This window comes from Microbacterium sp. MEC084 (genome assembly GCF_004514465.2).
In the GTDB taxonomy this organism is placed as follows: Bacteria; Actinomycetota; Actinomycetes; order Actinomycetales; family Microbacteriaceae; genus Microbacterium.
In genome coordinates this window covers 22,171-49,163 of record NZ_MYFP02000012.1, presented here as the reverse complement: position 1 = coordinate 49,163, position 26,993 = coordinate 22,171, and the positions used below count along the sequence as shown (strand labels likewise).

Sequence of the window (26,993 nt, the reverse complement as noted above, 5' to 3'; positions counted from 1 at the left end):
GCTCAGCCCGTGGGCGTCGGCGTCGGCGTCGGGGTCGGTGAGGGCGCGGGCTCCGGGGCGACGGTCTGCTCGGAGAGCGGATCGGTCGTCGGCACCGGTTCCGGCGCGGTCGTCACGAGCGGGGCCGGGGCCGTGGTCTGGACGGGCTCGGGGGCCGTGGTCTGTGTGGGTTCGGGGGCCGTGGTCTCCGTCGGCTCCGGCGCGGGTTGCTGCGTCGGGGTCGGTGTGGGCGTCGGGGTCGGTGTGGGGGTCGGCGTCGGTGTGGGTGTGGGTGTGGGTGTCGGCGTCGGTGTGGGTGTGGGTGTGGGTGTGGGTGTCGGCGTCGGTGTGGGTGTGGGGGTCGGCGTTGGCGTCGGCGTCGGCGTCGGGGACGGAGTGGGCTTCGGCGCGGGGCTCGGCTCGGGCTCGGCCGCGGGCTGGGGCTTGGGCGCGGGCTCGACCGAGGCGGTCGCGGGCTTGGCGGGCTCGGACGGCGGCGCGACCGGTGTGAGGGGAACCGGCTTGATCGACACGCGCCCGGTGAGGAACGGCATCGGGTCGACCGCGCGCCCGTTCACCCGCACCTCGAAGTGCAGGTGGTTGCCGAAGCTGCGGCCCGTGTTGCCCACGTGGCCGATCACGTCGCCCGCCTCGACCCAGTCGCCGACCTCCACACGGCGGCTCCCATGGGACATGTGCCCGTAGAGGGTCTGGCGGCCGTCGGCGTGCTGGATGATCACGGCGACGCCGTAGCCGTAGTAGCCCTCGCTCGACAGGATGACGATCCCCGGGGCCGCGGCGCCGATCAGCGTGCCGGCCGGTGCGGCGAGGTCGATCCCCATGTGGCGCCCGCCGCGGGCGGCGAACAGGTCCGTCAGGGCGACGTTCGTGAGCGGCCAGGCGAGGCGGCCGGCCATGAGCCCGCGGTCTCCGAGCGCGGCGAGCTCGGAAACGTCCACCGGGATGCCGGCGGCCAGGGCCGCGCGCACCAGCTTCGCGCGCTCCGCGCGGCGTCGCTCCTGCAGCTCGGCGGGCGTGCTCGCGGCGTACGCGCGAGGCTCCAGGGCGCCGTCGGCCGAGTAGGCCTCCATCGCTGCGAGGATCCCCGCCTCGCCGTCCGGGCGCACGCGGGAGTCCGCGCGGTGGAACGTCGTGAAGACCGGCCGCTCCGCCACCGGCGCCTGCCGGGGCTGGTAGCCGTGACCCGGGTCGATCGGCATGTCGTACTGCGTCTGCGCCACGTACGCCGCGGCCTGCACCGCCGGCTGCGCCACGCTCAGGCTGACGGTCTCGGGCGCCGGGGCCCCGATCGCGGCCACCGCGCCCGTGCCGGCGGTCGTCGCCGCCAGCATCGCGAGCGCGACGCTCGCACGCACCGCGCCCCGTGCGACCGCGCGGGATCCTCGCGCCACGGCGGCGCGGGGTCCGCGATCGGGTGTCTTGGGCTGCATGGGTCCCTCGCGCCCATACTGGGACATCCGCCATGCCGGGCGGAAGGGGTCGGGCCGTCTTTCCCGGCCCGCGGGAGCCATCTCACCCCTCGTGTCACCCGGACCGCCGGCGTAGCGTGGCCAGCGAAAAGGAGGCCGCAATGATCACCGCACCCCTGATCCGCCCGTTCCTCTGGTTCGACGGCAACGCCCGGGAGGCCATGCAGTACTACTGCGAGGTGTTCCCCGAGAGCCGCATCGACCGGATCGACGAGTACCCGGACGAGAGCATCGACCCGCACTTCGAGGGCATGGCCGGCAAGGTCATCAACGGCGAGTTCACCCTGGCGGGGACCGCGTTCGGCTGCCTGGACGGCGGCCCGTACTTCACGTTCAACGAGTCGATCTCGTTCGTCGTCGCGTGCCGCGACCAGGCCGAGATCGACTACTACTGGGAGCGCCTGTCGTCGGTTCCCGAGGCCGAGCAGTGCGGATGGTGCAAGGACCGCTTCGGCGTGAGCTGGCAGATCGTGCCCGTGGACTTCGACCGGTTCATGCGCACGCCCGAGCAGATCCAGGCGTTCATGAAGATGAAGAAGATCGTGATCGCCGAGCTCGAGGCCGCGTAGACGCGGGGCGGAGCGCGTCGTGCGCCCCGCCCCGCGTCCGCCGATCAGAGCGCGGGCACCGCGTTCTCGATGAGCTCCCGCGCCATCTCCGGGAACCAGCCGCCCGCGGCCGGCGCGACCATGCCGCGCGCCGGATCCTCGGGGCCGGCGGTGCCGCGCAGGCACTGTCCGTCGGACTCGCCGGGCACCTTGATCCACAGATAGGCGTCGAGCAGGTCGTAGCCCGTGTCGGTCGAGGGGCGCAGGCCCAGACCCCGGTCGAGCGGGTTGCACCAGTCCTCGTAGCCGGCTGCGACCTGCCAGGGGCCCTGGCCGTTGCGGCTCGTGTCGATCACGAAGTGGGTGGACGGCTCGATGTCGCCGAGCTGCGACGCGTAGCGGGAGTCGACGCCCGACGTGTTCAGCGCCGGGTCCGCGGCGTCCGCCGACCACTCGCCGTACGGATCCATGGACACGCCGCTCCAGCCGTTGGCGGGCCCGCCGTTCCAGTACTGGCTGCCGCAGTCGCCGAACGCGCCGCCCGCCTCGGTCACGAGCGCGATGCACGACGAGATCCAGGTGCCGTACGCGGTGAGGTTGGCCGTGTACTGGTAGTTCGAGGCGTTGAGGAAGAAGCCGTCCGCCTGCTGCACCCCGGCCTTCAGGAGACGGTCGCTGATGTCGCCGACGCTGAGCCACGCGCTGTGCGTGCCGTCGAGGTAGACCGCCGTGTTCGGCAGCGCCGACAGGGTCTCGACCGCGTGGCGCAGCATCGTGAAGCGGTCCTCCGCGGCCGTGGCGGGGTCGAGCTCGGCCGGGCGGCACCACTCCTGTGTGCCCTCGATGGTCGTGTAGTGGGGGATGATCCCGAGTCCGTCGGGCTCGAGGACGACGACCGCGTCCTTGCCGCCGATCCCCTTGGCGAACCCGTCGATCCACGCGGTGTACTCGGCGACGCTGGTGGCTCCGCCCGCCGAGTACTGCGCGCAGTCGCGGAACGGCACGTTGTACGCGACGAGCACGGGGACCTCGCCCTCCGCGTGCGCGTGGACGACGACGTCCTTGACCTCCTGCTTCACCTCGACGGGCGATCCGCCCGTGAACCAGGAGGCCGTGGGGAAGGGCGCGAGCGCGAGCGCGTCCTCCCGCGCCTGGCCCGTGAGGCCCTCGGCGGCCCGGTACGTCGTGCTGTCGGGGTCGGAGTAGAGGGTGGTCGTCGGATCGATCACGTCGTTCGCGGCGAACGCCGGTGCGGCGCCGCCGAGGCAGACGAGGACGAGGGCGGAGGCGGCCGCCGTGGCCGCTCCGGCACGCCTCATCGAGGCAGGGGACATCTGGGCTCCTTACGGTGCCGTCGGACCCGCCGACGGCGCTGTCGTGATGGGTCTGTGCAGAGCTGATCCCGATGTGTGGGAGCGCTCCCACGCCCGGGGTCAGATACCAACCTGGCGGGCGCGACGCGGCATGTCAAGGGCGATCGGCGCGCCCGTGCGCCGCTCACAGGACGAGCGGCCCGCGCGCAGGCTCATCCGCCCCGGAACGCGACGGGAGCCACATCCGGCCTGTGTCAGCGGGCGCGCGCGGCGCGCCGAGAGGCCGGAGCCGTGGCTCGCTCGCGCCCGGCGGAGACCCAGGCCGGGCTGAACGACCGGTGTCCGTGCACGCGCGACGCGAGAGCGTCGAGGCGCGAGACCTGCGCGGGATCGAGCCGGATGTCGACGGCCGCGAGGTTCTCGTCGACCCGCTCCGGGAAGCGCGTCCCGGGGATCGGCACGACCGGCAGGCCGAGCGCGCGGCCCTTCTCGTACAGCCACGCGAGCGCGAGCTGGGCGGGCGTCACGCCGGCCTCGGCGGCGGCGGCGAGGACCTCGTCGAGCACCGGCTGGTTCGCGGCGAGCGTGTCCGGGGCGAAGCGCGGGAACTTCGGCCGCCCGTCCTCCTCGCCCACCGCCGCCGGGTCGAACGCCCCCGTGAGCCACTGGCGGCTGAGGGGGGAGTACGGGACGAAGCCGATGCCCAGCTCGCGCGCGGCCGGCACGACGTGCGCCTCGACGTCGCGGCTCACGATGCTCCACTCGCTCTGCACGGCCGCGATCGGGTGCACCGATGCGGCGCGGCGCAGCTCGTCGCCCGTGGCCTCGGAGATGCCGATGTGCCGGATCTTCCCCTCGGCCACGAGCTCGGCGAGGGCGCCGACGGTCTCCTCGATCGGCACGTCCGGGTCCACGCGGTGCTGGTAGTAGAGGTCTAGATGGTCCGTGCCGAGGCGCTTCAGGCTCAGCTCGAGCTGCTCGCGCACGTACGGGCCGTCGCCGCGGATCCCGCGGTTCCCGATCCCGCCGCCTCCGACGATCCCGAACTTCGACGCGAGCTGCACCTCGTCGCGGCGCGTGCGCAGCAGGCGCGAGATGATCCGCTCGCTGCGGCCGTCGCCGTAGATGTTCGCGGTGTCGATGAACGTCACGCCCGCATCGACCGCGTGCGTCAGCGTCCGCAGCGCGTCGTCGTCGGTCACCGGTCCGTAGATGTCGCTCAGCGACATCCCGCCGTAGCCCTGGGGCGGCACCTCGAGGCCGTCGCCGAGGGTGATCAGGTCGGCAGGGCTGGGGGAGGTCCGCGTCGCGCTCACGCGTTCGAGCCTAGGGCGCTCCCGGACGCCGGGGGCCGCCCGCGATCGCGTGCGTCACGCGTGAGCGTGCATCCACGCGCCGCCGCGGACCCGCGTGCCGAGCGTGACCAGCCGCGCTCCCATGAACACCAGGAAGAACGCGGCCGACAGCCACGCGAGGCCGCCCCCTCCGGCGGGCGCGAGCCACGCGATCGCGCCGAGCGCGGGCAGGAACGGCACGAGGTTGAGCGCGCCGGCGATCGCGAGGTAGCGGGCGTCGCCCGCGCCCATCAGCACGCCGTCGAGCACGTAGACCACGCCCGCCAGGGGCTGCGTCAGCGCCATCAGCAGGAGCGCCGGCTGGATGACCGCGGCCAGCTCGGGGTCGCCCGTGAACGCCAGGCCCAGCACGCCGGAGAGGGCCGCGAAGAGCAGTCCGATCGCGAGACCGAACCACGCGCCCCACGCGGTCGTGCGCCGCAGCACGAAGCGCACCGCGTCGGCGTCCCCGGCCCCGAGGCTCTTGCCGATCAGCGCCTGCGCCGCGATCGCGAGCGCATCCAGGGCGAACGCCGCGGTCGACGAGATCGTGAACACGATCTGCCAGCCGGCGAGCTCCTGCGTGCCCAGGGCCGTGGCGACCGCGACCGTGAGCAGCAGCGCCAGGCGCAGGCTCACCGTGCGCAGGAACAGCCAGCCGCCCGCCCGCGCCGATCCGCCGATGCCCGCGCGCTGCGGCCGCACCTGCGCGTCGTGGCGCCGCGCGAGCCGCCCCGCGACGACGGCGTAGGCCGCGACCATGCCCCACTGCGCGACCACGGTGCCGACGGCCGAGCCCGCGATGCCCCAGCCGAAGCCGTAGATGAACAGCGCGTTCAGCGCGGCGTTCGCGACGAAGCCGAGCCCCGCGATCCACAGCGGTGTCACGGTGTCCTGCAGGCCGCGCAGCAGCCCGGTCGCGGCGAACACGATCAGCATCGCGGGAAGGCCCCACATCGAGATGCCGAGGTAGACGCCGGCCTCCGCGGCGACGTCCGGGCTCGCGCCGAAGGCGGCCACGAGCGCGGGCGTCGCGAACCATCCGGCCACGGCGAGCACCGCGCCCATCCCGAGCGCCAGCCACATCCCGTCGATCCCGACCGAGACCGCGCCGCCGGCGTCCCCCGCGCCGAACCGCCGCGCGACGGCGGGAGTCGTGGCGTACGCCAGGAACACCATGAGCCCGACGATCGTGCTCAGCACGGCGCTCGCGATGCCGAGGCCCGCGAGCGGCACGACGCCGAGATGGCCCACGAGGGCCGCGTCCACCATGAGGAACAGCGGCTCGGCGACCAGCGACCCGAGCGCCGGGATCGCCAGCCGCAGGATGTCGCGGTTCAGCGTCGCCGTGCGGGTCGTCACCCCTCGAGCGTAGGACGGGCCGCCGACGCGCCGCGCGCCGCACGGCGCCGATGTCACATGCCGTGCGCCGAGATCACCCGCGCTCGGCGAGATCATATGCGGTTGCGGGTGATCTCGCCGCGCGGATGTGATGTCGGTTCAGGCGGGGCCGGAGCCTCGTCCACAGGGGCGGATCGGCGCGGGTTTGCGCGGGATGGCCGGGGGTGGCCGCGTGCGGGGGCGGCGGGGTGTCCAGAGTGGCGGGCATGGAGAAGGTCAGGCTGCTCACCCTCGCCGAGCTCGACGCGCGGGGGCGGGCCGAAGCCGCCGTGCGGGCGGATGTCGCAGCGGGGCGGCTCGTGCGCATCCGGCTCCGCCAGGAGCTCGCCGATCCGCGACCACACGGGCCGCGTGACCCACGGCCTGTCGATCTCGTCGATCGCGCTCGAGCACCCCGGCCGCTCGATCGAGGAGATGGCGCCGCAGGCGATCGCGGCCGCGAACGAGATCTCGCGCCTGCTCGGCGCCGCGGTCTGACCTCGCCCCCGTCCGTGTGGTCGTGGTTCATGACGCGCCACGGCTCCAGCCGCGACCCGCCGCGCGCCCGGCCGAACCCGGGATCGGAGAATCGGGTCCGGATCACCCGGTCCTCGCGCGCGCCGCGGCACCCCGTGCTTAGGGTGGAGCCATGACCGACGCCGCTCCCACGACCGCCCTCCGCTCCGGCATCGCCATCGAGGAGCTGAGCGACGAGATCCGCCCGCAGGACGACCTCTACCGCCACGTGAACGGCGCGTGGATCGAGCGCACCGAGATCCCCGGCGACAAGGCCCGGTGGGGCTCGTTCCACCTGCTCGCCGAGCAGGCAGAGAAGGACGTGCGCGCGATCATCGAGGAGTCGCAGCAGGCCGAGCCCGGCACCGAGGCCCGCAAGGTCGGCGACCTCTACGCCAGCTTCATGGACGAGCAGCGCATCGCCGAGCTCGGCGCCGCGCCCCTCGCGGAGCCCCTCGCCCAGGCCGACGCCGTGACCGACGTGGCCTCCTTCCTCGGCACGGTCGGATCGCTCGACCGCCAGGGCGTCGCGAACGTCATCGGCGTCTTCGTCGAGCCCGACCCCGGCAACCCCACCCGCTACGTCCCCTTCCTGGTGCAGTCCGGGCTGTCGCTCCCCGAGGAGAGCTACTACCGCCTCGAGTCCTTCGCCGAGGTGCGCACGCAGTTCCGCGCGCACGTCGAGCGGATGCTGGCGCTCGCCGGCATCGCGGACGCCGCCGGCCAGGCCGACCGGATCGTCGCGCTCGAGACCGAGATCGCCTCGCACCACTGGGACAACGTGCGCAGCCGCGACGCGGTCGCCACCTACAACCTGAAGACGTGGGACGAGATCCAGGCGCTCACCGGTCTGGACCTGACCCCGTGGCTCGAGGGCGTCGCGCCCGGCCGGCCCGAGGCGTTCGCCGAGGTCGTGGCGTACCAGCCGTCGTTCCTCGAGGGCCTCGGCACGCTGCTCACGGACGAGCGGATCGAGGACTGGAAGGCGTGGCTGCGGTTCAAGATCGTGCGGGCCGCGGCGCCGTACCTGTCCGACGACTTCGTGAACGAGAACTTCGACTTCACCGGCACGACCCTCACGGGCGTGCCCGAGATCCGCGAGCGCTGGAAGCGCGGCGTCGCGCTCGCCGAGGGCGCGCTGGGCGAAGCCGTCGGCAAGGTCTACGTCGAGCGGCACTTCCCGCCGGCCGCCAAGGCCGCGATGGACGACCTGGTCGCCAACCTGATCGAGGCGTACCGGCAGAGCATCACGACGCTCGAGTGGATGGGTCCCGAGACGCGCGAGCGCGCGCTGAAGAAGCTCGACTCGTTCACGCCGAAGATCGGCTACCCCGTGACCTGGAAGGACTACGGCGCACTCGAGATCGACGCGACCGACCTGCTCGGCAACGTCCGCCGCGCGAGCGCGTTCGAGCACGACCGCCAGATCGGCAAGGTCGGCAAGCCGATCGACCGCGACGAGTGGTTCATGACGCCGCAGACCGTCAACGCGTACTACAACCCGCTGATGAACGAGATCGTGTTCCCCGCGGCCATCCTGCAGTACCCGTTCTTCGACCCGGAGCGCGACGACGCCGCGAACTACGGCGGGATCGGCGCCGTGATCGGCCACGAGATCGGCCACGGGTTCGACGACCAGGGCAGCCGCTACGACGCCGACGGCAGCCTGACCGACTGGTGGACGGACGCCGACCGCGCCGCGTTCGAGGAGCGCACCAAGGCGCTCATCGCCCAGTACGACGCGCTCACGCCCCTCGGCCTGGAGGAGTCGTACAAGGTGAACGGCGCCCTCACGATCGGCGAGAACATCGGCGACCTCGGCGGCCTCGGCATCGCGCTCAAGGCGTATCAGCTCTCGCTCGGGGGCGAGCCGGCGCCCGAGATCGACGGGTACACCGGCGTGCAGCGCCTGTTCCTGTCGTGGGCGCAGGTGTGGCAGCAGAAGGGCCGCGAGGCCGAGACCATCCGCCTGCTGACGATCGACCCGCACTCGCCCAACGAGTTCCGGTGCAACCAGATCGTCCGCAACATCGACGCGTTCTACGACGCGTTCGGCGTGACCGAGGCGGATGCGCTCTGGCTGCCGGAGGAGCAGCGCGTCACCATCTGGTGAGGCTCAGGAGCGCCGAATGTCCGCGTGCTGACCGTTACGAAAGTGCGCGGGTCGGGAGTGAGCTCGGTCAAGGCGTGACACTGCGAGCGCCGTAGATCTGTATGTCCCCCAGAAAGGCTACATGCCCGCGCGATTCTATTGTGAGACGATCCCATTGATTCGACACCAAAAGAAAGTGGGTTCCCGATGAAGCGGCTGAAGACTGCAGGAATTGTCGCGCTAGCCGTGCTGGTCTCGCCGTTGCTAATGGGAGCCGCAGATAAAGATTCGAAACCACCGAAGGATGAAGGATTCTACATCCTTCATGTCGCTTCCGGGGAACGGATCAACTCGTCCGAGATCCAGGATCTCATCCCCGAGCCGCGCTCGTCAGAGCCCGGCGCGAGCCCGTATCTGATAAATGACCCGGCCGCCTGGACCGCATGCTTTGGCCCCACCTTCAATGCGAACTACCCCCTTCGTTATCCCACAACCAGTCAAGACTGCAGCAGGCAAGCAGCATGGGCATTTTGACTGTGGACCTCGGAGTGCCGTACAGCGGCTGGCCACTCCGCCTCGGAGGCGACTACCAGTTCGGTATCGGCCAGCTCGATCCTAAACTCGTACGGGAACTCCAAGACTGGGCGGCAGAATTCAACGCCAATTTTGACGAAGAATTCGGATGGTCATCACCGAGCCAAAGAGAAGAGCATGCTCGAATAGGATTCGAGTTGCTCCAGAAAGTGCAGGATCAACTCGGGTCGGATTACGATGTTGTGCTTGATCCGATTGGTGGCGGCCTCACGCCGTAGCAGTCCTCGGACCGACCCGCACTCGCCCAACGAGTTCCGGCGCAAGCAGATCGTGTGCAACATCGATGCGTTCTACTACGCGCTCGGCGTGACGAGGCAGATGCGCGCTGGTCTCCGAGGGGTTTCGCGCGAGAAGGCTCACATGATTTCCCCTCGAAGGAGCCGCGCCCGCCAGTGGCCGAGGGAGGTCACCGCGCGGGCCGAAGTGCCACGCCCGAGTGGGCGACTGCCGCGTGCAGTACCGGATTGAAGACGGTTGGCTAATCGTGGTCATCGTGCACGCGGGTCGCCGCCGCGAGGCGCACGACCATCGGCGGTGTCGGGCGTCCCGCTTAGGCTCGGGGGGTGCCGTTCGTGCTGAGCCCCGCGGACCTCCCGCGGATCCTGCCCGTGTGGATGGTTCAGCACGGTGCGCACCTCGCCGAGCAGGGCGTGGCGCGCATCGTCGAGCGGTACGACCTGGGCGGCACCACCTCGTACGAGGGGCGCGTCGCGCGGTGGACCGTCTACGTCGACCTGGATGAGCGCACCGGCCCGCGGATGGACTGCACGGAGTGCGGCGCCGTCGGATGCGTGCACGCGGCGGCCGTCCTGCACCTGATCGCGCACGGTGCGACGTCCGGGGCGACGCTCGCACGCGGCCCGGGCGCGGGCGCCGGAACCGGCACCGGCCTCGTCGAGCCGTGGCGGCGCGCACTCGAGCGCGCGCTCGACGAGGGCCACCACAGCGAGACGGTGGACGTCGCCCTGCTGATCGGGCTGGATCGCGACGGGGTGCAGATCCGCCCGGCGCTGCGCGGCACGCGCGGCACGTGGATCCGCACCGGCATCGGCTGGCGCGACCTCGACGGCAAGGGCCTCACGGCGGATCAGCGTCGCGCGCTCGGCGAGCTCGAGGCGCTGTTCGAGGCGCGCGAGCACTTCCCTGGCGCCGCAGCCGACCACCGCCCGGTGCACCGCAGCCGCTGGGGGTCGTACGACCGCGCGCCGCAGTGGATCCGCCTCGACGAGCTCCCGAGCCGCGGCCTGTGGGACGTGCTCGTCGAGCTGCGCGACGCCGGCGTGCATCTCGTCGCCGACACCAGGGCGCAGCCGGCCGTGACGCTGCGGGCCGAGCCGGCGGCGCACTTCCTCGCGCTCGACCGCCGCGACGACGCGCTGCACGTGCAGCCCGTGATCGACCTGGCCGACGCCGCGGATGCGCGCATCCTGCCGGTCGGCGTGCCCGTGGCCGCCATGGCGCTGACCGACGACGAGCGCGTGCGCGAGCTGGTGCCGCTGCGCGAGCCCCTGGCCGACTCCTTCACCCGGCTGATGCAGGGCGAGCCGTTCGCGGTCCCCGCCGAGGCCGTCCCGGACTTCGAGCGCGAGTACCTGCCGAAGCTCCGGGGCATCGCGGCGCTGCGATCGCCCGGCGGCACGTACGACATCCCGGCTCCGCCGCGGCCGGCGCTCATCCTGACCGTCGCGCACGACGAGGCGCGTGCGCGGCTCGCGTGGCGGTGGGAGCAGCCGCCGGGAGCGCCGCGGGTGCCCGCCGAGGAGCGCCGCATCGGCGACGCGGTCGCGGATGCGGCGGGCGAGCGCGCCGACCTGCTGGGCGTGCGGCAGGGCACCGGGTTCGGGGCCGCGTGGCTCACACGCGACGAGACGGTCGAGTTCTTCGCGGCCGTGCTGCCCGCGCTGCGCGGGGTCGAGGGACTCCGGATCGAGGAGACCGACGAGCTCCCCGAGTACCGCTTCGCGGGAGAGCTGCCCGTCGTGCACGTGTCGGCCCAGCCGCACGGCAACGACTGGTTCGACCTCGAGGTCAGCGTCGACGTCGGCGGCGAGCCCGTGCCGCTCGGCACGCTGCTCGCGGCGCTCGTGGCGCGCGACCGCTATCTCGTGCTGCCGAGCGGCGCGGTGTTCACGCTGCGCTCGGAGCGCTTCGAGCCGCTGCGGCAGCTGCTCGACGAGGCCCGCGGGCTGCAGGACCGCTCGACCGGCCCGCTGCGGATCAGCCGCCTGCAGGTGGACCTGTGGACCGAGCTCGTGCAGACCGGCGTGGTCGAGGCGCAGGAGCAGGAGTGGCTGCAGTCCCTCCGCGCGCTGTCGGACGCCGACCGCCTCGAACCCGTCGCGGCGCCGGACGGCTTCCGCGCCACGCTGCGCGAGTACCAGAAGGTCGGGCTCGCGTGGCTGGACTTCCTGCGCGTGCACCGGCTGGGCGGCATCCTGGCCGACGACATGGGCCTCGGCAAGACCGTGCAGGTGCTCGCCGCACTCGAGCGGGCGCGCGCGGATGAGCCGGATGCGCGGTTCCTCGTCGTCACGCCGACGAGCGTCGTGGGGCACTGGGTGTCGGAGTCGGAGCGCTTCGCGCCCGGGCTGCGAGCGGTCGGCATCGAGGAGACGTCGGGCAAGCGCGGCACGCCGCTCGCCGAGGTCGCGGCCGCCGCGCGCCTCGTGGTCACGAGCTACGCGCTGTTCCGCCTCGACTTCGCGGAGTACGAGGCGCTCGGCTTCCGCGTGCTCGTGCTCGACGAGGCGCAGCAGATCAAGAACCACCGGTCGCAGGGCTACCGGTGCGCGCGGCTGCTCAGCGCGCCGACCAAGTTCGCCATCACGGGCACGCCGCTCGAGAACAACCTGCTCGAGCTGTGGGCGCTCGTCTCGCTCACCGCGCCCGGCCTGCTGGGCGGCGAGAAGTCCTTCACGGACCACTACCGCAAGCCGATCGAGCGGGAGCGCGACGGCGCCCGGCTCGCGCGGCTGCGGCGGCGCATCCGGCCGTTCCTGCTGCGGCGCACCAAGGACCGGGTCGCGGCCGACCTCCCGGAGAAGACCGAGCAGCTGCTCGAGGTCGAGCTGCACGGCGCGCACCAGCGGATCTACCAGGTGCGGCTGCAGCGCGAGCGGCAGAAGGTCATGGGGCTGCTCGACGACGTCAAGGCCAACCGGATGGAGATCCTGCGCTCGCTCACGACGCTGCGGATGCTGGCCCTCGATCCGGAGCTGGTCGGGGAGGCGCCCGCGCCGTCCGCCAAGCTCGAGAAGCTCGGCGACCTGCTCGACGAGATCGTCGGCGACGGGCACAGCGCGCTGGTGTTCAGCCAGTTCACGACCTTCCTCGGCCGCGCCGCGGGCGTCGCCGAGCGCCGCGGCATCCCGTTCGCGTACCTCGACGGATCCGTCACGGCGCCGCAGCGGCGCCGGATGATCGACCGCTTCACGTCGGGCGACGTGCCGGTCTTCTTCATCTCGCTCAAGGCCGGCGGGTTCGGGCTCAACCTCACCCAGGCGGACTACTGCATCCTGCTCGACCCGTGGTGGAACCCGGCCGCCGAGCTGCAGGCCACCGACCGCGCGCACCGCATCGGCCAGACGCGTCCCGTGGTGGTCTACCGGCTGATCTCGAAGGGCACGATCGAGTCGAAGGTCGTCGCGATGCAGGAGAAGAAGTCGCGGCTGTTCCGGGATGTGCTCGCGGGCGACGAGGATCCGGCCGCGATCGGCGGGCTCACGGCCGACGACTTCCGCGCCCTGGTGCAGTAGGCCGCCGGCGGCTTGGGGCGTTTCGACTCCGCTCGCTGGCGCTCGCTCCGCTCAACGACCGGCGGGCCGCGCCGGAGGCTTCACGCGTTTCGACTCGCTTCGCTCGCTCAACGAGCATTCCCCCTTGTTCGTTGAGCGACCGAGCGAAGCGAGGGAGTCGAAACGGCCCGAGCCTCCCCTCGAGGCCCGGCTCCGCTCAGGCGGCGAGGATGCGGCGGATGGCGCGCACCGACGCCGGGCGGCAGCCCGCCTCCGTGAGTCGGCCCACGATGACCGGCTCCAGGCGCGCGAGCATCAGGCCGCGGCGCACGAGGAAGGCCGGGGCCTTGCGGCGCTCGCGCAGGTCGCGCGTGAGGCGCAGGCCCATCGTCAGCCAGCGCGAGCGGCGCACGCACAGCGCGTCGGCCAGGATGCCGCGGCGCCGCGCCTCGGCCACGACCTCGCCCACGAACACGCCCTCCGCGACGAACCGCGTGGCGCCGCCGAGCTCGATCGTGCGCGTGCCGACGGGGCCGTTCGCCGCGATGTCGTAGACGGGGACCTCGGTGCGCCCGGTGCGGGCCAGCTCCTCGAGGGCCGCGATCGCGCGATCGGCGTGCCAGGACGCGGGGTGGTCCCAGTCGACCTCGCCCGTGGCGAGGCGCGGCAGGGCGGGGTCGTCCCCCGAGCGGTAGAAGTCGTCGAGGCGCAGCAGCGGAAGGCCCGAGGCCTCGGCCAGGCGGGACTTGCCGGATCCGCTCGCTCCGCCGATCAGCACGACCTGCGCGAGTGGCGGGACGTCGGAGGGCATGGGGAAGATTCTGCCCGAGCGGGGCTGGGACGACGATGAACCCCGGGCCCGCCGTGCCGGCATCGATTCTTCACCGATCCGTTGCCTGATCGACCGCGGCGGGACCGCCGCGGTGAGGCACAATCGAGGAGGGGGAGTCTTCGGAGGATCGACGATCGACGTGCCCGCACATCCCTCACACCGCGCAGACCTGCGCGCCGCCGCTCCCGCGACCCGCGGCGGCCGCGCGCGGTCGAGCACGCGCCGGTTCCGCTCGACGGTGGAGGCGCTCGAGGCCCTGTCGCTCGAGGGCGCCCGCGTCTCGGTGCACGTGATCGAGCTCGACCGCGGCGAGGCCGTGCTGGCCGGCGACGACCACATGCCGCTGCCGGTCGGCGGGCTCGGCGTCGTGCCGCTGCTCGTCGAGGTGGCCGCGCAGTTCGACGCCGGCACGCTCGACCCGTTCGAGCTCTCCGATCGCTCCGACCTCGACGACGCGGGCGCGACCGGCGTCTGGCGCCTGCTCGCCGCGCCGACCCTGCCGCTCGCCGACCTGGCCGTGCTGGCCTCGTCGTCGGGCGACGCGCTCGCCGCGAACGCGCTGCTCGACCGCGTGGGGCACGAGCAGGTCACGCGCCGGCTGGTGTCGCTCGGGATGCCGCGCTCGGCGCTGCTCGACCGCTTCCGCGAGGAGCGCGGGCCGGACGACGCCCCGCACGTCGCGCTCGGCACCGCGCGCGAGTACGCCGCGCTGTTCGCCGCGCTCGCGGCGCGCACTGTGGTCAGCCGCGACGTCAGCACGCGCGTCACCGACTGGCTCACGCCGTCGGCCGACGCGGGCCTGGTGGGCGCGATGCTCGGGCTCGACCCGCTCTCGCACGGTGAGGACGAGCACGGCCTGGTGCACTTCGGGCGCACGGGCCGTGAGCCCGGCGCCCGCGCCGAGGCCGGCGTCATCGCGGGCCGCCGCGCGGCGTTCGCGTACGCCATGATCATCGCGTTCGACGACCTGTCGCCCCTGCACCGGCACCGGGCGCACAGCGCGTTCCACGCGCTCGGCAACGACCTCATGGAGTACGCGGTCTGAGCCGCGCGCCGGCCGCCGGTACGCTCGTGCCATGGCCTACGCGAACGTCACGCTGGATCCCGCCGCGAACATCTACTTCGACGGCAGGTGCGTGAGCCACACCTTCTTCCTGGCCGACGGCACGCGCAAGTCGGCGGGCGTCATCCTGCCCTCCGAGCTGACGTTCGGCACCGGCGCCCCCGAGGTCATGGAGCTCCACACCGGGTCGTGCCGCGTGCGCCTCGCCGGCTCGGAGGAGTGGACGGCGTACGGCGCGGGCGACTCGTTCGAGGTCCCCGGCGACTCGTCGTTCGACATCGTGGTGACCGAGCCCGTCTCGTACGTCTGCCACTACGGCTGACCGGGCGCCCTCCAGAGGGCCCCGCTCAGGACGCGGAGTGCGCGTCCTCGGGGCCGTAGAGGTCGTCCAGCAGCGCGAGGCCGCGCTCGGCCCACGCGATCTCGGTGCGCGCGCGGTCGACCAGCCCCTCGTAGCCGAAGCGCTTGAACGCGACCGTGCGGTCGTGGTCGTGCTCCGGCGTGGCGGCGAGCCGGCGCACGAGCATGGGGTTGATGCGCGCGTCGATGCGGCCGAGCTCGGCCTCCCACTGCTCCAGCTCGCCGCGCCAGTGCCGGATGTGGTCCTCGAGGAACGCGCGCGCGGCGTCCGGTGAGGCGGCCTCGAGGTAGGCGGCCTTCAGGTTCGCGGGCTCGCGCACGCGGGCGTAGGGGAGCGGCTCCTCCATCCAGCGGATGTAGGCCCGGTCGCCCTCCGCGGTGAGGTGGTAGACGCGGCGGGTGCCGCGCTCGCCGCGCGTCTGGTCCTCGCCGACCACGAGGCCCTCGGCCTCCATCTTTCGCAGCTCGGGGTAGATCTGGCTGTCGGGCGCGTGCCAGAGATGGCCCACCGACACCTGGAACTGCTTCTGCAGGTCGTAACCCGACAGCGGTCCGACGCGCAGAAGCGCCATCAGCGCGTATCGAAGGCTCATGCGTTCATCCCCCTGTCGTGTCCTCCCGTTGTATCGGACGCGGGGCCCGGTCGGCGAACCGACCGGGCCCCGCGCGACGGATCAGGCCTTGTAGCCCGTGCGCCATCCGCCGTGGTACTCCTGGCGGGCGACCGTCGAGTACGGCACGGGGCTCACGACCACGCGCACCTCGGTCTGCTCGTGCGGCTCGACCGAGGCCTTGCGGCTGCCGCCGTCGGGCTCGCCCCACACGACCTTCAGCTCCGTGCCCTCCGGCACGTCGGCGTCCACGGTCGCGAGCGAGAGCCCGCGCTTCTCGTTCGCGCTGTAGCCGGTGAACATCGAGAAGCCCACGACCGTGCCGTCGGCGTCGACCACCTTGTCGTAGTTCGCGGATCCGTAGTTCGCCAGCGGCAGGTCGAAGAACTTGTACTGCGGTCCCTCGACGTCCAGCAGCGACGTCCACACGCGTCCGAGATCCTCGGCGTTCCACGCGAGCGTCACCTTCTTGCGCTGCGTCGCCGGGTCGATCTTCTCGAGCGCGTCGCGGCCGATGAAGTCGTGGTCGAACTTCACGAACGAGCCGTAGCCCAGGGCCCACGGCGTGAGCTCGTAGTCGGCGATGTCCTGCGAGACGAACGATCCCGCGAGCGTGCCGGTCGCCTCGTAGCTGTCGGCGGGCAGCCACTCGCGGTACGCGCGCTCGGCCTCGCCCGAGTAGATCGCGGGCAGCGGCGACGGGATCCAGCCGGACTCGAGCGTGTTCGACGGGTACGCGCGCGAGCCCACCGGCACGAGCCCGAACTCCGCGCCCGCCTCGACGATCGCGTCGCGGATGCGGTGGTGGTCGGCGTACGGGCCCCAGATCTCCAGGCCCGGGGCGCCGGCCATGCCGTGCCGCAGGGTGCGCACGGTGGTCCCGTCGATCGTCATGGTCGACATGTTGAAGAACTTGAGCTGCTCGAGGGGCCCGCCGTTGAGCTTCTCGATGACCTCCCATGCGCGGGGGCCCTGGATCTGGAACCGGTAGTACTTGCGCGAGACCGCGTCGCCGTAGGGGCGCGACGGTGAGCGGCGGTCGACCTCGATGTCGAGGTTCGAGTACCCGCCGGTCTCGCCGTGGAACAGCAGCCAGTTCGCGGCGGGCGCGCGGCCGACGTAGACGTACTCGTCCTCGCCCTCGCGGAACAGGATGCCGTCGCCGACGACGCCGCCGGTCGAGCTGGTCGGCACGTACTGCTTGGCCTTGTCGACCGGGAAGTTCGCGACCGAGTTGACCGCGGTGTCGCTGATCAGCTTGATCGCGTCGGAGCCGCTCAGGAACAGATTGTCCATGTGGTGCGACTGGTCGTACAGGACGGCCGTCTCGCGCCATGCGCGCTGCTCCTTGATCCAGTTCTGGAAGTCGGCCGGCACGACGGGGTAGATGTACGAGCCTATCTGCGAGTTGCGAAGCAGGTCGACGGCCGATCCGGCCTGGTCGATGACCTCCTGCAGATTCCTGGGTGCCACGGTGAACCTCTCTCTGTGGGGGTGGGTGTCGGAAAGACGGTGCTAGAAGACGATGGTGTGGTTGCCGTGCCGGATGACGCGGTCCTCGGCGTGCCAGGCGACCGCGCGCGACAGCACGGCGCGCTCGACGTCGGCGCCGCGGCGCTGAAGCTCGGCGACGGTCTCGGAGTGGGTGACGCGCACGACGTCCTGCTCGATGATCGGGCCCTCGTCCAGGTCCTCGGTCACGTAGTGGGCGGTCGCGCCGATCAGCTTCACGCCGCGCTCCTTGGCCTTGCGGTACGGGCCGGCGCCGATGAAGGCGGGCAGGAACGAGTGGTGGATGTTGATGACCGGCACGCCGACCTTCTCGAGGAAGCCGCCCGAGATCACCTGCATGTAGCGCGCGAGCACCACGAAGTCGACGTTGCCCGCCAGGAGCTTCAGGATCTCGGCCTCCGAGCGGCTCTTGTCCGGGCCCTCCTGCGACGGCACGTGGAAGAACGGCACGCCGAACGAGCGCACGTCCTCGGCCGTGTTCGTGTGGTTCGAGATGACCATCGGGATGGTCACGGGCAGCTCGCCGCGGCGATGCCGCCACAGCAGGTCGAGCAGGCAGTGGTCGCTCTTGGACGCGAGGATGGCCATCCGCTTCGGGATGGACTGGTCGCGCAGCGACCACGTCATGCCGAACGGCTCGAGGGTCTGCGCGAGATCCGCCTCGATCTCGGCCTGCGCGACCGCCAGATCCGGCCGGTGGAACACCACGCGCTGGAAGAAGTCGCCGCCCTCCGGATCGGAGGAGTACTGGTCGAGCGAGATGATGTTGCCGTCGTTGCGCGTGATCAGCGCCGCGACCGCCGACACGATCCCGGGCTGATCCGGGCCGTGCACGATGAGCACCGCGTGGTCGAGCAGGGCCGGGTCGTGCAGCGTCATGCCGAGACCCTGTGCCGGTAGTCGCGGGCCCACTCGGCCGTGGCGCGCAGCCCGCCGAACGCGTACATGTGCAGCTTCACGTCGCCGCTCGAGGGGTCCGCGGCGAGCAGGTCGGCCAGCTCGGTGACGAATCTGTCGGGGCCCGCGGTGCCCATCAGGTTGGTGAGCGAGAAGCCGTACTTCTTGACGATCATGGCGTTCGCGCCGATCCCGAAGCGCCGCGCGAAGTTCAGCAGCCGCTTGATGCCGGCCGGCCCCGGCGTGCCGATCCGGATGGTGGCGTCGATGCCGCGCTCCCGCACGTCCCGGATCCAGGTCGTCACGGGGTCGGTGTCGAACGCGAACTGCGTCAGGATCACGGCGCCGAGGCCCTGCTCCGCGAGCGACGCGGCCTTGTTCTCGAGGTGCTCCCAGAGCACATCCGTCGGGATGTCGGGGTGTCCCTCGGGGTAGCCCGCGATCGAGACCTCGCGCACGCCGTACTTCTGCAGCACGCCCGAGCGGATGACGTCGAAGGAGCTGTCGTACGGTCCCTCGGGCGTGGCCGGGTCGCCGCCCACGGCGAACACGTGCTCGGTCGCGCCGACCTGCTGCAGGCGGTCGAGGAACTCCTCCAGCTGCGCCTGCGACGCCAGCCGTCGCGCCGAGATGTGCGGCACGGGGACGAACCCCGCCTCCTTCACGGCCTGCGCCGCGGCGACGCGCATCTCGAGGTCCTCGTTGCCCAGGAACGTGACGTTCACGCGCGTCCCCGGCGGGATCGCATCCTGCGCCTCGTGCAGCCCCGGCACGTCCTTGCCCGTCATCTCGAGCGAGTAGTCGTCGGCGAGCTTCGCCTGCGGCGAGGTGGTGTCTGCCACGGGATCGGGTCCTTCCGCTCCGGTGCGCGCCATCGCGCATCCGTGACGGACTTTACCTATGGCGATAGGGAATGTCCATAGGTCGTCTTGCCGCCTGGGCGCGACGTCGCGTCAGCGCTCGAAGACGCGGCGATCGCGGCCGACCAGGATGCCCAGGATCGCCTGGGTCGCCAGGATCGCGGCGAGGAACAGCATCGGGGCGGTCCAGCCACCCGTCGCGGTGTGGAGCAGGCCGAAGGCGATGGGCGGGAGAGCCGCGAAGGCGTAGCCGACCGACTGCGCCATGCCCGACAGCGCCGACGCGGTGTGGTGGTCCCGCGAGCGCGAGGCCATGAGCGTGAACGACATCGCGAGGGACGCGCCGCTTGTGAGGCCAGCGAGCACGCTCCACGCGAGGATGCCGTCCGGCGCCAGCAGGAACCCCGCGACGCCGACGATCGCCAGGGCGGGAAGCAGCGCCGGCGCCCACCGCTCGAGGCGTCCGCGCAGGGCGAGCGGCAGCGCGAGCGAGCTGACCACGCCGGCGAGCTGGTAGATCATGACGTCCACGCCGGACTGGGCCTCGCCACGGCCGATCGACAGCGCGAACGGCGCGAGCCACGTCAGCAGCACGTAGAAGTGCGAGGCCTGGACCCCGAAGTACATCCCGACCTGCCACGCGACGCGATCGCGCCAGACCGTCTCTCCCCGACGGGCGTCGTCCGGGCGCGCCGCGGCGGCGCCGTGCCCGGCGCGGCGATGGTGGGCGAGCCAGAGACCGAGCGCGATGGGCAGCGTCGCGCACACCGCGATCAGCGCGACCCGCCAGCCCCACGGCTCGGCGCCGGTGCGGACGTGCGAGATCGGCACGACCACGCCGGACGCGAGCGCGCCGCACCCGGCGAGCAGGGCCGTGTAGAGCCCGGTCACCGCCGGGACGCGCGTGCCGAAGGCGCGCTTCACGATCGCGGGGACGAGCACGTTGACGGCGGCGAGGGCGACGCCGATCACGGCCGAGCCGATCCAGAGGCCCGCGATCGGGCCGGGCAGAGACCGGATGACGGTGCCCGCCGCGAGCAGCGCCAGCGCGAGCGTCATGACGCGGTTGATGCCGAACCGCTGCGAGGCGGAGTGGGCCAGCGGCGAGCACAGCGCCCACGCGATCAGCGGCACCGAGGTGAGGCCGCTCAGCGCCGCGATCGGCACGCCGGTGTCGGCGGTCATCTGCTCGAGCAGCGGGCCGATGCCCGTGATCGTGGCGCGCATGTTCACCGCGACCAGGCAGAGCGTGAGCAGCAGGAACCCGGTCCGGACCCCTCGATCTCGCGCGTCGACGCTCACGAGGCGCGACTCTATCGCGGTGCCCATCGGCTTCGGCTCGCTCCGCTCGCTCAGCGACCGAGAGCAACCCCCCGGTCGTTGAGCGGAGGCGAGGAACGAGCCGGAGTCGAAACGCGGCCGGATCATCCCGGCCGGCCGGGGAGGAGCGGCTCTTCTAGAAGACGATCGTGTGGTTTCCGTGCCGGATCACGCGGTCCTGGGAGTGCCAGAGCACGGCGCGGGAGAGGACCGCGCGCTCGACGTCGGCGCCGCGGCGGCGGAGCTCGGTCGTGGAGTCGGCGTGGGTGACGCGAGCCACGTCCTGCTCGATGATCGGGCCCTCGTCCAGGTCCTCGGTCACGTAGTGGGCCGTGGCGCCGATGAGCTTGACGCCGCGGTCCTTCGCCTTCTGGTAGGGGTTCGCGCCGATGAAGGCGGGCAGGAACGAGTGGTGGATGTTGATGACCGGCACGCCGACCTTCTCGAGGAAGTCGCTCGAGAGGATCTGCATGTAGCGTGCCAGCACCACGAAGTCGACCTTGCCCGCCAGGTGCTGGAGGATCGCCGCCTCCGAGGCGCTCTTGTCGGGTCCCTTCTGCGAGGGCACGTGCACGAACGGCACACCGAACGAGGCGACGTCCTCGGCCGCGTTCGTGTGGTTCGAGATGACCATCGGGATCTCGACGGGCAGCGCGCCGCGGCGGTGGCGCCACAGCAGGTCGAGCAGGCAGTGGTCCTCGGTCGACGCGAGGATCGCCATCCGCTTCGGCACGGAGATGTCGCGCACGGTCCACGTCATGCCGAAGGGCTCGAGGGTCTCGGCGAGATCGGCCTCGATGGCCGGAAGCGCGCTCGTGAGCCCCTCGCGGTGGAACACCACGCGCTGGAAGAAGTCGCCGCCGACGGGGTCGCTCGAGTGCTGGTCGAGCGAGACGATGTTGCCCTCGTGGCGGGCGACGAGCGCCGCCATCGCGGCGACGATCCCCTTCTGGTCGGGACCCGAGACGATGAGGCAGGCGTGGTCGGTGAGGCCGTCGATCCGCATCCGACGATGGTATCGCCGCGGGGCGTCCGATCCGTGCCGCGGATACCCGCCCCCGTTCCTGGGAATCTCCCGAAGGCTGGGACCTTCTTGCGTGACTTCCGCGGAAAGTCAAGACCCTGTGGTCCGCTCGCGACGGTTGGCTACGTTTGGGCCATGTCAACCGCAACCATTCGCGAGATCGCCCCGACCACCGTGGACGCCGACGGAATGCTGTCGCGGACCATGCGCATCCTGGGCTGCTTCACGGCCGATGAGCCGGAGTTGTCCGCGTCCCGGCTGGGCGTGCTGACGGGGCTGTCCTCGTCCACGCTGCACCGGATCCTGGCCCAGATGCTCGAGCTCGGGCTGCTCGCCCGCACGCCCGGTCGCCGCTACGCGATCGGCGCGCGCCTGTGGGAGCTCGGGGAGCTCTCGCCCCTGGCCCTGCGGCTGCGCGAGACCGCGCTGCCGTTCATGTCGCGCCTGTACGAGGTGACCGGCGAGAACGTGCACCTCGCGGTGCTGGACGGCCCGTCGCCGGAGCGCGCGACGGCGCTGTACGTCGGGCGCCTCACCGGCCGCACGTCGATCCCGACGCTGAGCCGGATGGGCGGCCGCCAGCCGCTGCACACCACCGGCGTCGGCAAGGCGCTGCTGGCCACGCAGAGCCGGGAGTGGCTCGACCGCTTCCTGTCGCGCCCGCTGGATCGCGAGACCACCCACTCGATCACGGACCCCGAGGCGGTCCGCGCCGAGATCGACCGCGCGCGGATGCGCGGCTATGCCACGACGCGCGAGGAGATGACGCTGGGCAACGTCTCGGTCGCGGCCCCCGTGGGCACGGTGGCGGGGCTGCCGCCGACCGCGATCGGCGTCGTGACGCGCATCGAGGGCGCCGACGTCCGCCGCCTGGGCGCGCTCGTCGTGCAGACGGCGTCGGAGCTCGGTCGCGCGCTCCGCGCGGCCTGAGGGGCTTGAATTCTCACTGAGTGAGAGAATCGGGCGCCGTGCTCCGCGCCCGGTGTCAGCCTGGTGACTCCCGCACGTCGAAGGAGACGCCATGACCGACACCGCCCCGCAGGCGGCCGCTCCGGAGTCGCTTCTCAGGTCGCACGACTTCCCGCCCCAGTCGCAGATCACCGCCGAGATCGAGCAGCTCCACGCCGAGTACGCGCAGCGCGTCGCGGGCGGCGAGGACCTGCCGCGCACCGTCCGCGACTTCGCCCCGTACCGCTCGAGCATCCTGCGCCACCCCACGAAGAACCCGCGCCTGGTCGACCCGGAGACGATCGAGCTGCACTCGCCGGCGTTCGGCCAGCGCGACGTCGCGGCGATCGAGTCGGACCTGACGCTGCAGCACAGCGGCGATCCGCTGGGGGAGCGGATGACCGTCACCGGACGGCTGCTCGACGGCTGGGGCCGCCCCATCCGCAACCAGCTGATCGAGATCTGGCAGGCCAACGCCGCCGGCCGGTACATCCACCAGCGCGATCAGCACCCGGCGCCGCTGGACCCGAACTTCACGGGCGCGGGCCGCACGATCACGAACGACGCGGGCGAGTACACCTTCACGACGATCAAGCCGGGTGCCTACCCGTGGAAGAACCACGTCAACGCGTGGCGCCCCGCGCACATCCACTTCTCGGTGTTCGGCTCGGGCTTCACGCAGCGCATCATCACGCAGATGTACTTCCCGGGCGACCCGCTGTTCCCGCTCGATCCGATCTACAACTCGATCCGGGACCAGAAGGACCGCGACCGCCTGATCGCCACGTACGACCACGACCTCACGGTGCCCGAGTTCTCGATGGGCTACCGCTGGGACATCGTCGTGGACGGCCCGGATGCGACCTGGTTCGAGCCCGAGGAGGGGGAGCACTGATGCGCGGCGACAAGACCCTGGAGCCGACCGCGGGCCAGACGATCGGCCCCTTCTTCAAGTTCGGGCTCGAGTACGAGCGGATGAACGAGGTCGCGTTCCCGCACAGCCCGGGCGCGATCGTCCTGTCCGGAGCCGTGTACGACGGCGCGGGTGCGCCGATCCCGGACGCCGTGGTCGAGATCTTCGGCGCGGACGCCGACGGCACGGTCCCGACCGCGCGCGGCACGCTGCACCGCGACGGGTACTCGTTCACGGGCTTCGGGCGCGCGATGACGACCGACGACGGGCGCTTCCACTTCTGGACGCGCGACCCCGGCCCCGTCGACGGCAAGGCGCCGTTCTTCGCCGCGATCGTCTACGCGCGCGGGTTGCCGGACAAGCTGCACACCCGCATCTACCTGCCGGAGCACGAGGAGCTGCGGGCCGCGGATCCGTTCCTGTCGGGGCTGACCGAGACCGAGCGCGCGTCGCTCATCGCGGAGCGCACACCCGAGGGATACCTTCGCCACGACATCCACCTGCAGGGCGACAAGGAGACCGCCTTCATTGCCTTCGGATAGGAGTGCATTGCCTTCTGACGCGTCGGGGTTCGATCTCGGGCTGCTGTCGCCGGTGACCGCCGGCCATGAGGGGCCGGTGTCGGACGATGCGGTGCTGGCCGCGCTGGTGGCAGCCGAGGCGGCGCTGGTCGAGGCGTACGGCGCGGTCGGCGGGCTGGACGACGTGCCCGATCGCGGCGCCGTGCTGGCCGAGGCGCGGGCTCTGGGCGCCGCCCCGATGGACGCGCGGGAGCTCGCGCTCGCCGGGGTGGCGGGAGGCAACCCCGTCATCCCGCTCGTGAAGCGGCTCAGGGCCGTCGCCGGGCCGGCCGTGCGCCCGTGGGTGCATCGCGGCGCGACGAGCCAGGACATCCTGGACACCGCGCTGATGATCGTCGCGAAGGATGCCGTCGGCACCGTGCTGGGGCGGCTGGACGTCGCGATCGACGCGCTCGGTCGCTTCGCCCGGGAGCACCGCGACGAGGTCGCCGCCGCGCGCACGCTCACGCAGCACGCCGTTCCGACCACGGTCGGACTGCGCGCGGCCACCTGGCAGCGCGGCCTGCGCCGCGCCCGGGCGCGCCTGGCCGACGCGCGCGACGCGCTGCCCGCGCAGCTCGGCGGGGCGGGCGGCACGCTGGCGTCGTTCGTCCAGATCCTCGGCGCGGAGCGCGCCGCGCGGCTCCCGGCCGCCTACGCCGACGCCACCGGGCTCGCCGCGCCGGACGCCCCGTGGCACACGACCCGCTGGCCCGTCACGGAGCTCGGCGACGCGCTCGTCCAGACGCTGGACGCCCTGGGCGTGCTCGCGGCGGACGTCGCGACCCTGTCGCGCACCGAGATCGGCGAGCTCGCCGAGGGCACGGGCGGCGGATCCTCCGCCATGCCGCAGAAGCAGAACCCCGCACGCTCCGTCCTGATCCGGTCGGCCGGGATGCGTGCGCCGCACCTGGGAGCGACGCTGCACACCGCGGCGGCGCTCGCCGTGGACGAGCGCCCCGACGGCGCCTGGCACGCCGAGTGGCCCGCGCTGCGCGAGCTGCTGCGCCTCGCGGTCGGCGCGTCCGCGCACGCCGCCGACCTGGCCGAGGGCCTGCGCGCGGACGCGACCGCGGTCGCGCGCAACCTCGCCGCCACGCGCGGCCTGATCGTCTCCGAGCGGCTGTCGATCGTGCTCGGACCGATCCTCGGCGCCGAGAAGGTGGCCGAGATCGTGCGCGCCGCCGGGCTCGGCGCCGACCTCGGACTGCTCGTCCACGGCGCCCTCGAGGCCGCGGACGCCACCGTGCCCGAGGGGCTCGACGACCTGCTGGACCCCGCCGCCTACACCGGGCTCGCCGCCCGCCTGGTGGACGCGGACCCGGCGGCCGCCGCGCCCGACCCGTCGCGGGCGCCGGCCGGGCCCCTCGACCCGGCCGCCGAGGCGCCGGGACCGTATGATCCGTTCGACGACGGGTCGCGCCTGCCCGAGCCGCGCGAGACGAAGCGCGGATTCGATCCGTTCGATGAGCTGTTCGGCGACGCCCCGCGCGCCGGAGAGGACCGCCCGTGACCCAGCCCGCCCTGACCTTCACCGCGCCCGCCGGACCCGACGGCGCGCCCCTGCTCGTGCTGGGGCCCTCGCTCGGCACGTCGGGCATCCTGTGGGAGGACGTGATCCCCCACCTGACCGGCCGCTTCCGCGTCACCTGCTGGGACCTGCCCGGCCACGGCGCGTCGAGGCCGGCGACCGAGCCGTTCACGGTCGGCGAGCTGGCCGACGCGGTGGCCGACGGCATCCGCGAGCTCGGCGCCCCCGCGCTCTACGCCGGGGTCTCGCTCGGCGGCGCGACCGGTCTCGAGCTGCTGGTGCGCCATCCGGACGTCGTGAGCGCCGCCGCCATCGTGTGCGCCTCGCCGAAGTTCGGGGAGCCCGAGATGTGGGCCGAGCGCGCGGCGCAGGTGCGCGCGCAGGGCACCGCATCGCTCGTGGTCGGCGCGGCGCAGCGCTGGTTCGCGCCCGGCTCGATCGAGCGCCGCCCGGTGCTCACGGGGCGCCTGCTCCACAGCCTGCGCGACGCGGACGACGCCAGCTACGCGCTGTGCTGCGACGCGATCGCGCAGTACGACGTGTCCTCGCGGCTGGGGGAGATCGCGACCCCGGTCCTGGCCGTCTACGGCGAGCACGACGGCGTCTCGCCGGAGGAGCACGCGCGCACGATCGCCGACGGCGTCCAGGACGGGCGGATGATCCGCATCGACGACGCGTCGCACCTGGCGCCGGCCGAGCGCCCCGACGAGGTCGCGCTCGTGCTGAACGACTTCTTCGGGGGGAACGCATGAGCCGGCCGATGGGCCAGGGCCTGAGCGACGGGGAGCGCTACGACCAGGGCATGACCGTGCGCCGTGAGGTGCTGTCGGACGCGCACGTGGACCGCGCCACGGCGAACCAGACCGAGCTCAGCGCGGACTTCCAGGACTTCATCACCCGGGTCGCATGGGGCGACGTGTGGTCGCGCCCCGGCCTCGACCGTCGCTCCCGCTCCGTCGCCGTGCTGTCGTCCCTGATCGCGCACGGTCACCACGAGGAGCTCGCGATGCACCTGCGCGCGGCCATCCGCAACGGCCTCACGGTCGACGAGATCCGCGAGGTCATCCTGCAGTCCGCCGTCTACTCGGGCGTCCCGGCGGCCAACACGGCCTTCCGCATCGCGAACGAGGTGTTCGGCCCCGAGGCCTGACGGTACGACGCGGCGGCCGGAGGGAGCACCCCGGCCGCCGCGCGTGTCCGATCAGTACCCGACGGGGATGACGCCCGTGTCGGTCTGGTAGCCGGTGACCGGGGCGTGCGGGATCTCGTCCCAGCGCTCCGGGTCCTCCTGCTGCACCTCGCCGGTCGCCATGCCGAGCAGCAGCGCCTTCATGGCCTCGACGTTCTGGTTGACGCCCTTGCCGCGGCCGAGCCGTCGGGGTTGTACATCGGGATCACGTGGAACGTGTACGTGTCGCGTAGCAGCTCCCCACTCCGCCGAGCCGTTCGTGCCGAGCTCCTTGAGCACCGCGAGCGTCGAGTCGACGCCGTAGGGCTCGTTGCCGTGGATGCGACCCTGCAGTCCGGTTCCTCGGCGGGTCAAGATTTCGATATGCCGCAGAATGCGCGGACGAGCGTCGAT

The 26,993-nt window shown here is 72.4% G+C and carries 26 protein-coding genes; 14 read left to right on the top strand and 12 right to left on the bottom strand.

The window, feature by feature from the left end; translation table 11 throughout:
- Positions 1–2: 2 nt before the first annotated feature.
- Positions 3–1,430, bottom strand: coding sequence for a peptidoglycan DD-metalloendopeptidase family protein (locus B5M43_RS15170; RefSeq protein ID WP_268993318.1), 1,428 nt, complete (start codon positions 1,428–1,430; stop codon positions 3–5).
- A 140-nt stretch (positions 1,431–1,570) separates the two neighbouring features.
- On the opposite strand from B5M43_RS15170, the gene B5M43_RS10800 reads away from it, so the two are divergent.
- Positions 1,571–2,038: a VOC family protein gene (locus B5M43_RS10800; RefSeq protein ID WP_055988618.1), complete on the top strand. Its 468-nt coding sequence runs from the start codon at positions 1,571–1,573 to the stop codon at positions 2,036–2,038.
- A 44-nt stretch (positions 2,039–2,082) separates the two neighbouring features.
- Here B5M43_RS10800 and B5M43_RS10795 read toward each other — a convergent pair whose 3' ends face one another.
- From B5M43_RS10795 to B5M43_RS10785, 3 genes are all read right to left on the bottom strand, one after another.
- Positions 2,083–3,336: a glycoside hydrolase family 6 protein gene (locus B5M43_RS10795; protein WP_055988620.1), complete on the bottom strand. Its 1,254-nt coding sequence runs from the start codon at positions 3,334–3,336 to the stop codon at positions 2,083–2,085.
- Between the two features lie 248 nt (positions 3,337–3,584).
- A complete protein-coding gene (locus B5M43_RS10790) occupies positions 3,585–4,646 on the bottom strand; it encodes an aldo/keto reductase (RefSeq protein WP_308068346.1) in 1,062 nt (353 codons plus the stop codon).
- 54 nt (positions 4,647–4,700) lie between these two features.
- Positions 4,701–6,122, bottom strand: coding sequence for an MATE family efflux transporter (locus B5M43_RS10785; RefSeq protein ID WP_134746852.1), 1,422 nt, complete (start codon positions 6,120–6,122; stop codon positions 4,701–4,703).
- Between the two features lie 294 nt (positions 6,123–6,416).
- Here B5M43_RS10785 and B5M43_RS15165 point away from each other — a divergent pair, with 294 nt between their 5' ends.
- The 5 genes from B5M43_RS15165 to B5M43_RS10765 all read left to right on the top strand — a co-directional run bounded on the left by B5M43_RS15165 (position 6,417) and on the right by B5M43_RS10765 (position 13,001).
- Positions 6,417–6,542, top strand: coding sequence for a hypothetical protein (locus tag B5M43_RS15165; RefSeq protein WP_268777922.1), 126 nt, complete (start codon positions 6,417–6,419; stop codon positions 6,540–6,542).
- 151 nt (positions 6,543–6,693) lie between these two features.
- A complete protein-coding gene (locus B5M43_RS10780) occupies positions 6,694–8,673 on the top strand; it encodes a M13 family metallopeptidase (RefSeq protein ID WP_134746850.1) in 1,980 nt (659 codons plus the stop codon).
- A gap of 186 nt (positions 8,674–8,859) precedes the next feature.
- Positions 8,860–9,186: a hypothetical protein gene (locus B5M43_RS10775; protein WP_134746848.1), complete on the top strand. Its 327-nt coding sequence runs from the start codon at positions 8,860–8,862 to the stop codon at positions 9,184–9,186.
- Positions 9,174–9,464, top strand: a complete 291-nt coding sequence (locus B5M43_RS10770; RefSeq protein WP_134746846.1) for a hypothetical protein — start codon at positions 9,174–9,176, stop codon at positions 9,462–9,464. Before B5M43_RS10775 ends, B5M43_RS10770 begins: the two co-directional genes overlap by 13 nt.
- Before the next feature lie 345 nt (positions 9,465–9,809).
- Complete coding sequence (locus tag B5M43_RS10765; RefSeq protein WP_205829541.1) at positions 9,810–13,001, top strand: DEAD/DEAH box helicase; 3,192 nt, start codon at positions 9,810–9,812, stop codon at positions 12,999–13,001.
- A 196-nt stretch (positions 13,002–13,197) separates the two neighbouring features.
- On the opposite strand, the gene B5M43_RS10760 is transcribed toward B5M43_RS10765, so the two are convergent.
- Positions 13,198–13,791, bottom strand: coding sequence for a uridine kinase (locus tag B5M43_RS10760; protein WP_134746843.1), 594 nt, complete (start codon positions 13,789–13,791; stop codon positions 13,198–13,200).
- A 160-nt stretch (positions 13,792–13,951) separates the two neighbouring features.
- Between B5M43_RS10760 and B5M43_RS10755 the strand changes: the two genes are divergently transcribed.
- Both B5M43_RS10755 and B5M43_RS10750 read left to right on the top strand, forming a co-directional pair.
- Positions 13,952–14,857 (top strand): serine hydrolase, encoded by a 906-nt coding sequence (locus B5M43_RS10755; protein WP_230667963.1) that lies wholly within the window; start codon positions 13,952–13,954, stop codon positions 14,855–14,857.
- A gap of 31 nt (positions 14,858–14,888) precedes the next feature.
- Complete coding sequence (locus tag B5M43_RS10750) at positions 14,889–15,197, top strand: pyrimidine/purine nucleoside phosphorylase (protein WP_055988634.1); 309 nt, start codon at positions 14,889–14,891, stop codon at positions 15,195–15,197.
- A 25-nt stretch (positions 15,198–15,222) separates the two neighbouring features.
- Here B5M43_RS10750 and B5M43_RS10745 read toward each other — a convergent pair whose 3' ends face one another.
- From B5M43_RS10745 to purU (B5M43_RS10720), 6 genes are all read right to left on the bottom strand, one after another.
- Positions 15,223–15,828 carry a PadR family transcriptional regulator gene (locus B5M43_RS10745; protein ID WP_134746839.1) on the bottom strand — a complete coding sequence of 202 codons (606 nt, stop codon included), beginning with the start codon at positions 15,826–15,828 and terminating at the stop codon, positions 15,223–15,225.
- An 81-nt stretch (positions 15,829–15,909) separates the two neighbouring features.
- Entirely contained in the window at positions 15,910–17,319 is a 1,410-nt protein-coding gene (locus B5M43_RS10740) for an aminomethyl transferase family protein (RefSeq protein WP_230667960.1), read from the bottom strand.
- Between the two features lie 42 nt (positions 17,320–17,361).
- The gene (purU, locus tag B5M43_RS10735; protein ID WP_134746194.1) at positions 17,362–18,237 is read right to left on the bottom strand and encodes a formyltetrahydrofolate deformylase; all 876 of its coding nucleotides are present in this window, start codon (positions 18,235–18,237) and stop codon (positions 17,362–17,364) included.
- A complete protein-coding gene (locus B5M43_RS10730; protein ID WP_230667976.1) occupies positions 18,234–19,043 on the bottom strand; it encodes a methylenetetrahydrofolate reductase in 810 nt (269 codons plus the stop codon). The genes purU (B5M43_RS10735) and B5M43_RS10730 overlap by 4 nt, the downstream gene beginning before the upstream one ends.
- 165 nt (positions 19,044–19,208) lie before the next feature.
- Complete coding sequence (locus tag B5M43_RS10725) at positions 19,209–20,444, bottom strand: MFS transporter (RefSeq protein ID WP_134746196.1); 1,236 nt, start codon at positions 20,442–20,444, stop codon at positions 19,209–19,211.
- A gap of 127 nt (positions 20,445–20,571) precedes the next feature.
- On the bottom strand, positions 20,572–21,441 hold the full coding sequence (gene purU / locus B5M43_RS10720; protein ID WP_134746197.1) for a formyltetrahydrofolate deformylase: 870 nt from the start codon (positions 21,439–21,441) through the stop codon (positions 20,572–20,574).
- Between the two features lie 153 nt (positions 21,442–21,594).
- On the opposite strand from purU (B5M43_RS10720), the gene B5M43_RS10715 reads away from it, so the two are divergent.
- From B5M43_RS10715 to pcaC, 6 genes are all read left to right on the top strand, one after another.
- Positions 21,595–22,389 carry an IclR family transcriptional regulator gene (locus tag B5M43_RS10715; protein WP_055988646.1) on the top strand — a complete coding sequence of 265 codons (795 nt, stop codon included), beginning with the start codon at positions 21,595–21,597 and terminating at the stop codon, positions 22,387–22,389.
- A 91-nt stretch (positions 22,390–22,480) separates the two neighbouring features.
- Complete coding sequence (gene pcaH, locus B5M43_RS10710; RefSeq protein ID WP_134746198.1) at positions 22,481–23,302, top strand: protocatechuate 3,4-dioxygenase subunit beta; 822 nt, start codon at positions 22,481–22,483, stop codon at positions 23,300–23,302.
- Positions 23,302–23,862, top strand: a complete 561-nt coding sequence (pcaG, locus tag B5M43_RS10705; protein ID WP_134746199.1) for a protocatechuate 3,4-dioxygenase subunit alpha — start codon at positions 23,302–23,304, stop codon at positions 23,860–23,862. Before pcaH ends, pcaG begins: the two co-directional genes overlap by 1 nt.
- A gap of 7 nt (positions 23,863–23,869) precedes the next feature.
- Complete coding sequence (locus tag B5M43_RS10700) at positions 23,870–25,393, top strand: lyase family protein (protein ID WP_230667957.1); 1,524 nt, start codon at positions 23,870–23,872, stop codon at positions 25,391–25,393.
- Entirely contained in the window at positions 25,390–26,163 is a 774-nt protein-coding gene (locus B5M43_RS10695) for an alpha/beta fold hydrolase (RefSeq protein ID WP_134746200.1), read from the top strand. Before B5M43_RS10700 ends, B5M43_RS10695 begins: the two co-directional genes overlap by 4 nt.
- Positions 26,160–26,561 (top strand): 4-carboxymuconolactone decarboxylase, encoded by a 402-nt coding sequence (gene pcaC, locus B5M43_RS10690; RefSeq protein ID WP_205829510.1) that lies wholly within the window; start codon positions 26,160–26,162, stop codon positions 26,559–26,561. The genes B5M43_RS10695 and pcaC overlap by 4 nt, the downstream gene beginning before the upstream one ends.
- Positions 26,562–26,612: 51 nt before the next feature.
- Here the strand turns inward: pcaC and B5M43_RS10685 are convergent, their stop codons facing one another.
- Complete coding sequence (locus B5M43_RS10685) at positions 26,613–26,954, bottom strand: hypothetical protein (RefSeq protein WP_230667954.1); 342 nt, start codon at positions 26,952–26,954, stop codon at positions 26,613–26,615.
- Positions 26,955–26,993: the final 39 nt, after the last annotated feature.

Excerpts from the sequence above, each read along its gene's own strand:
- B5M43_RS15170 (WP_268993318.1), bottom strand. The coding sequence starts at position 1,430 with ATGCAGCCCAAGACACCCGATCGCGGACCCCGCGCCGCCGTGGCGCGA.
- B5M43_RS10770 (WP_134746846.1), top strand. The coding sequence starts at position 9,174 with ATGGGCATTTTGACTGTGGACCTCGGAGTGCCGTACAGCGGCTGGCCA.
- B5M43_RS10745 (WP_134746839.1), bottom strand. The coding sequence starts at position 15,828 with ATGAGCCTTCGATACGCGCTGATGGCGCTTCTGCGCGTCGGACCGCTG.
- purU (WP_134746197.1), bottom strand. The coding sequence starts at position 21,441 with ATGCGGATCGACGGCCTCACCGACCACGCCTGCCTCATCGTCTCGGGT.
- pcaG (WP_134746199.1), top strand. The coding sequence starts at position 23,302 with ATGCGCGGCGACAAGACCCTGGAGCCGACCGCGGGCCAGACGATCGGC.
- B5M43_RS10730 (WP_230667976.1), bottom strand. The coding sequence starts at position 19,043 with ATGACGGGCAAGGACGTGCCGGGGCTGCACGAGGCGCAGGATGCGATC.
- B5M43_RS10780 (WP_134746850.1), top strand. The coding sequence starts at position 6,694 with ATGACCGACGCCGCTCCCACGACCGCCCTCCGCTCCGGCATCGCCATC.
- B5M43_RS10795 (WP_055988620.1), bottom strand. The coding sequence starts at position 3,336 with ATGAGGCGTGCCGGAGCGGCCACGGCGGCCGCCTCCGCCCTCGTCCTC.
- pcaC (WP_205829510.1), top strand. The coding sequence starts at position 26,160 with ATGAGCCGGCCGATGGGCCAGGGCCTGAGCGACGGGGAGCGCTACGAC.
- B5M43_RS10775 (WP_134746848.1), top strand. The coding sequence starts at position 8,860 with ATGAAGCGGCTGAAGACTGCAGGAATTGTCGCGCTAGCCGTGCTGGTC.
- B5M43_RS10750 (WP_055988634.1), top strand. The coding sequence starts at position 14,889 with ATGGCCTACGCGAACGTCACGCTGGATCCCGCCGCGAACATCTACTTC.
- pcaH (WP_134746198.1), top strand. The coding sequence starts at position 22,481 with ATGACCGACACCGCCCCGCAGGCGGCCGCTCCGGAGTCGCTTCTCAGG.
- B5M43_RS10760 (WP_134746843.1), bottom strand. The coding sequence starts at position 13,791 with ATGCCCTCCGACGTCCCGCCACTCGCGCAGGTCGTGCTGATCGGCGGA.
- B5M43_RS10785 (WP_134746852.1), bottom strand. The coding sequence starts at position 6,122 with ATGATCTCGCCGAGCGCGGGTGATCTCGGCGCACGGCATGTGACATCG.
- B5M43_RS10800 (WP_055988618.1), top strand. The coding sequence starts at position 1,571 with ATGATCACCGCACCCCTGATCCGCCCGTTCCTCTGGTTCGACGGCAAC.
- B5M43_RS10725 (WP_134746196.1), bottom strand. The coding sequence starts at position 20,444 with ATGGGCACCGCGATAGAGTCGCGCCTCGTGAGCGTCGACGCGCGAGAT.
- purU (WP_134746194.1), bottom strand. The coding sequence starts at position 18,237 with ATGACGCTGCACGACCCGGCCCTGCTCGACCACGCGGTGCTCATCGTG.
- B5M43_RS10715 (WP_055988646.1), top strand. The coding sequence starts at position 21,595 with ATGTCAACCGCAACCATTCGCGAGATCGCCCCGACCACCGTGGACGCC.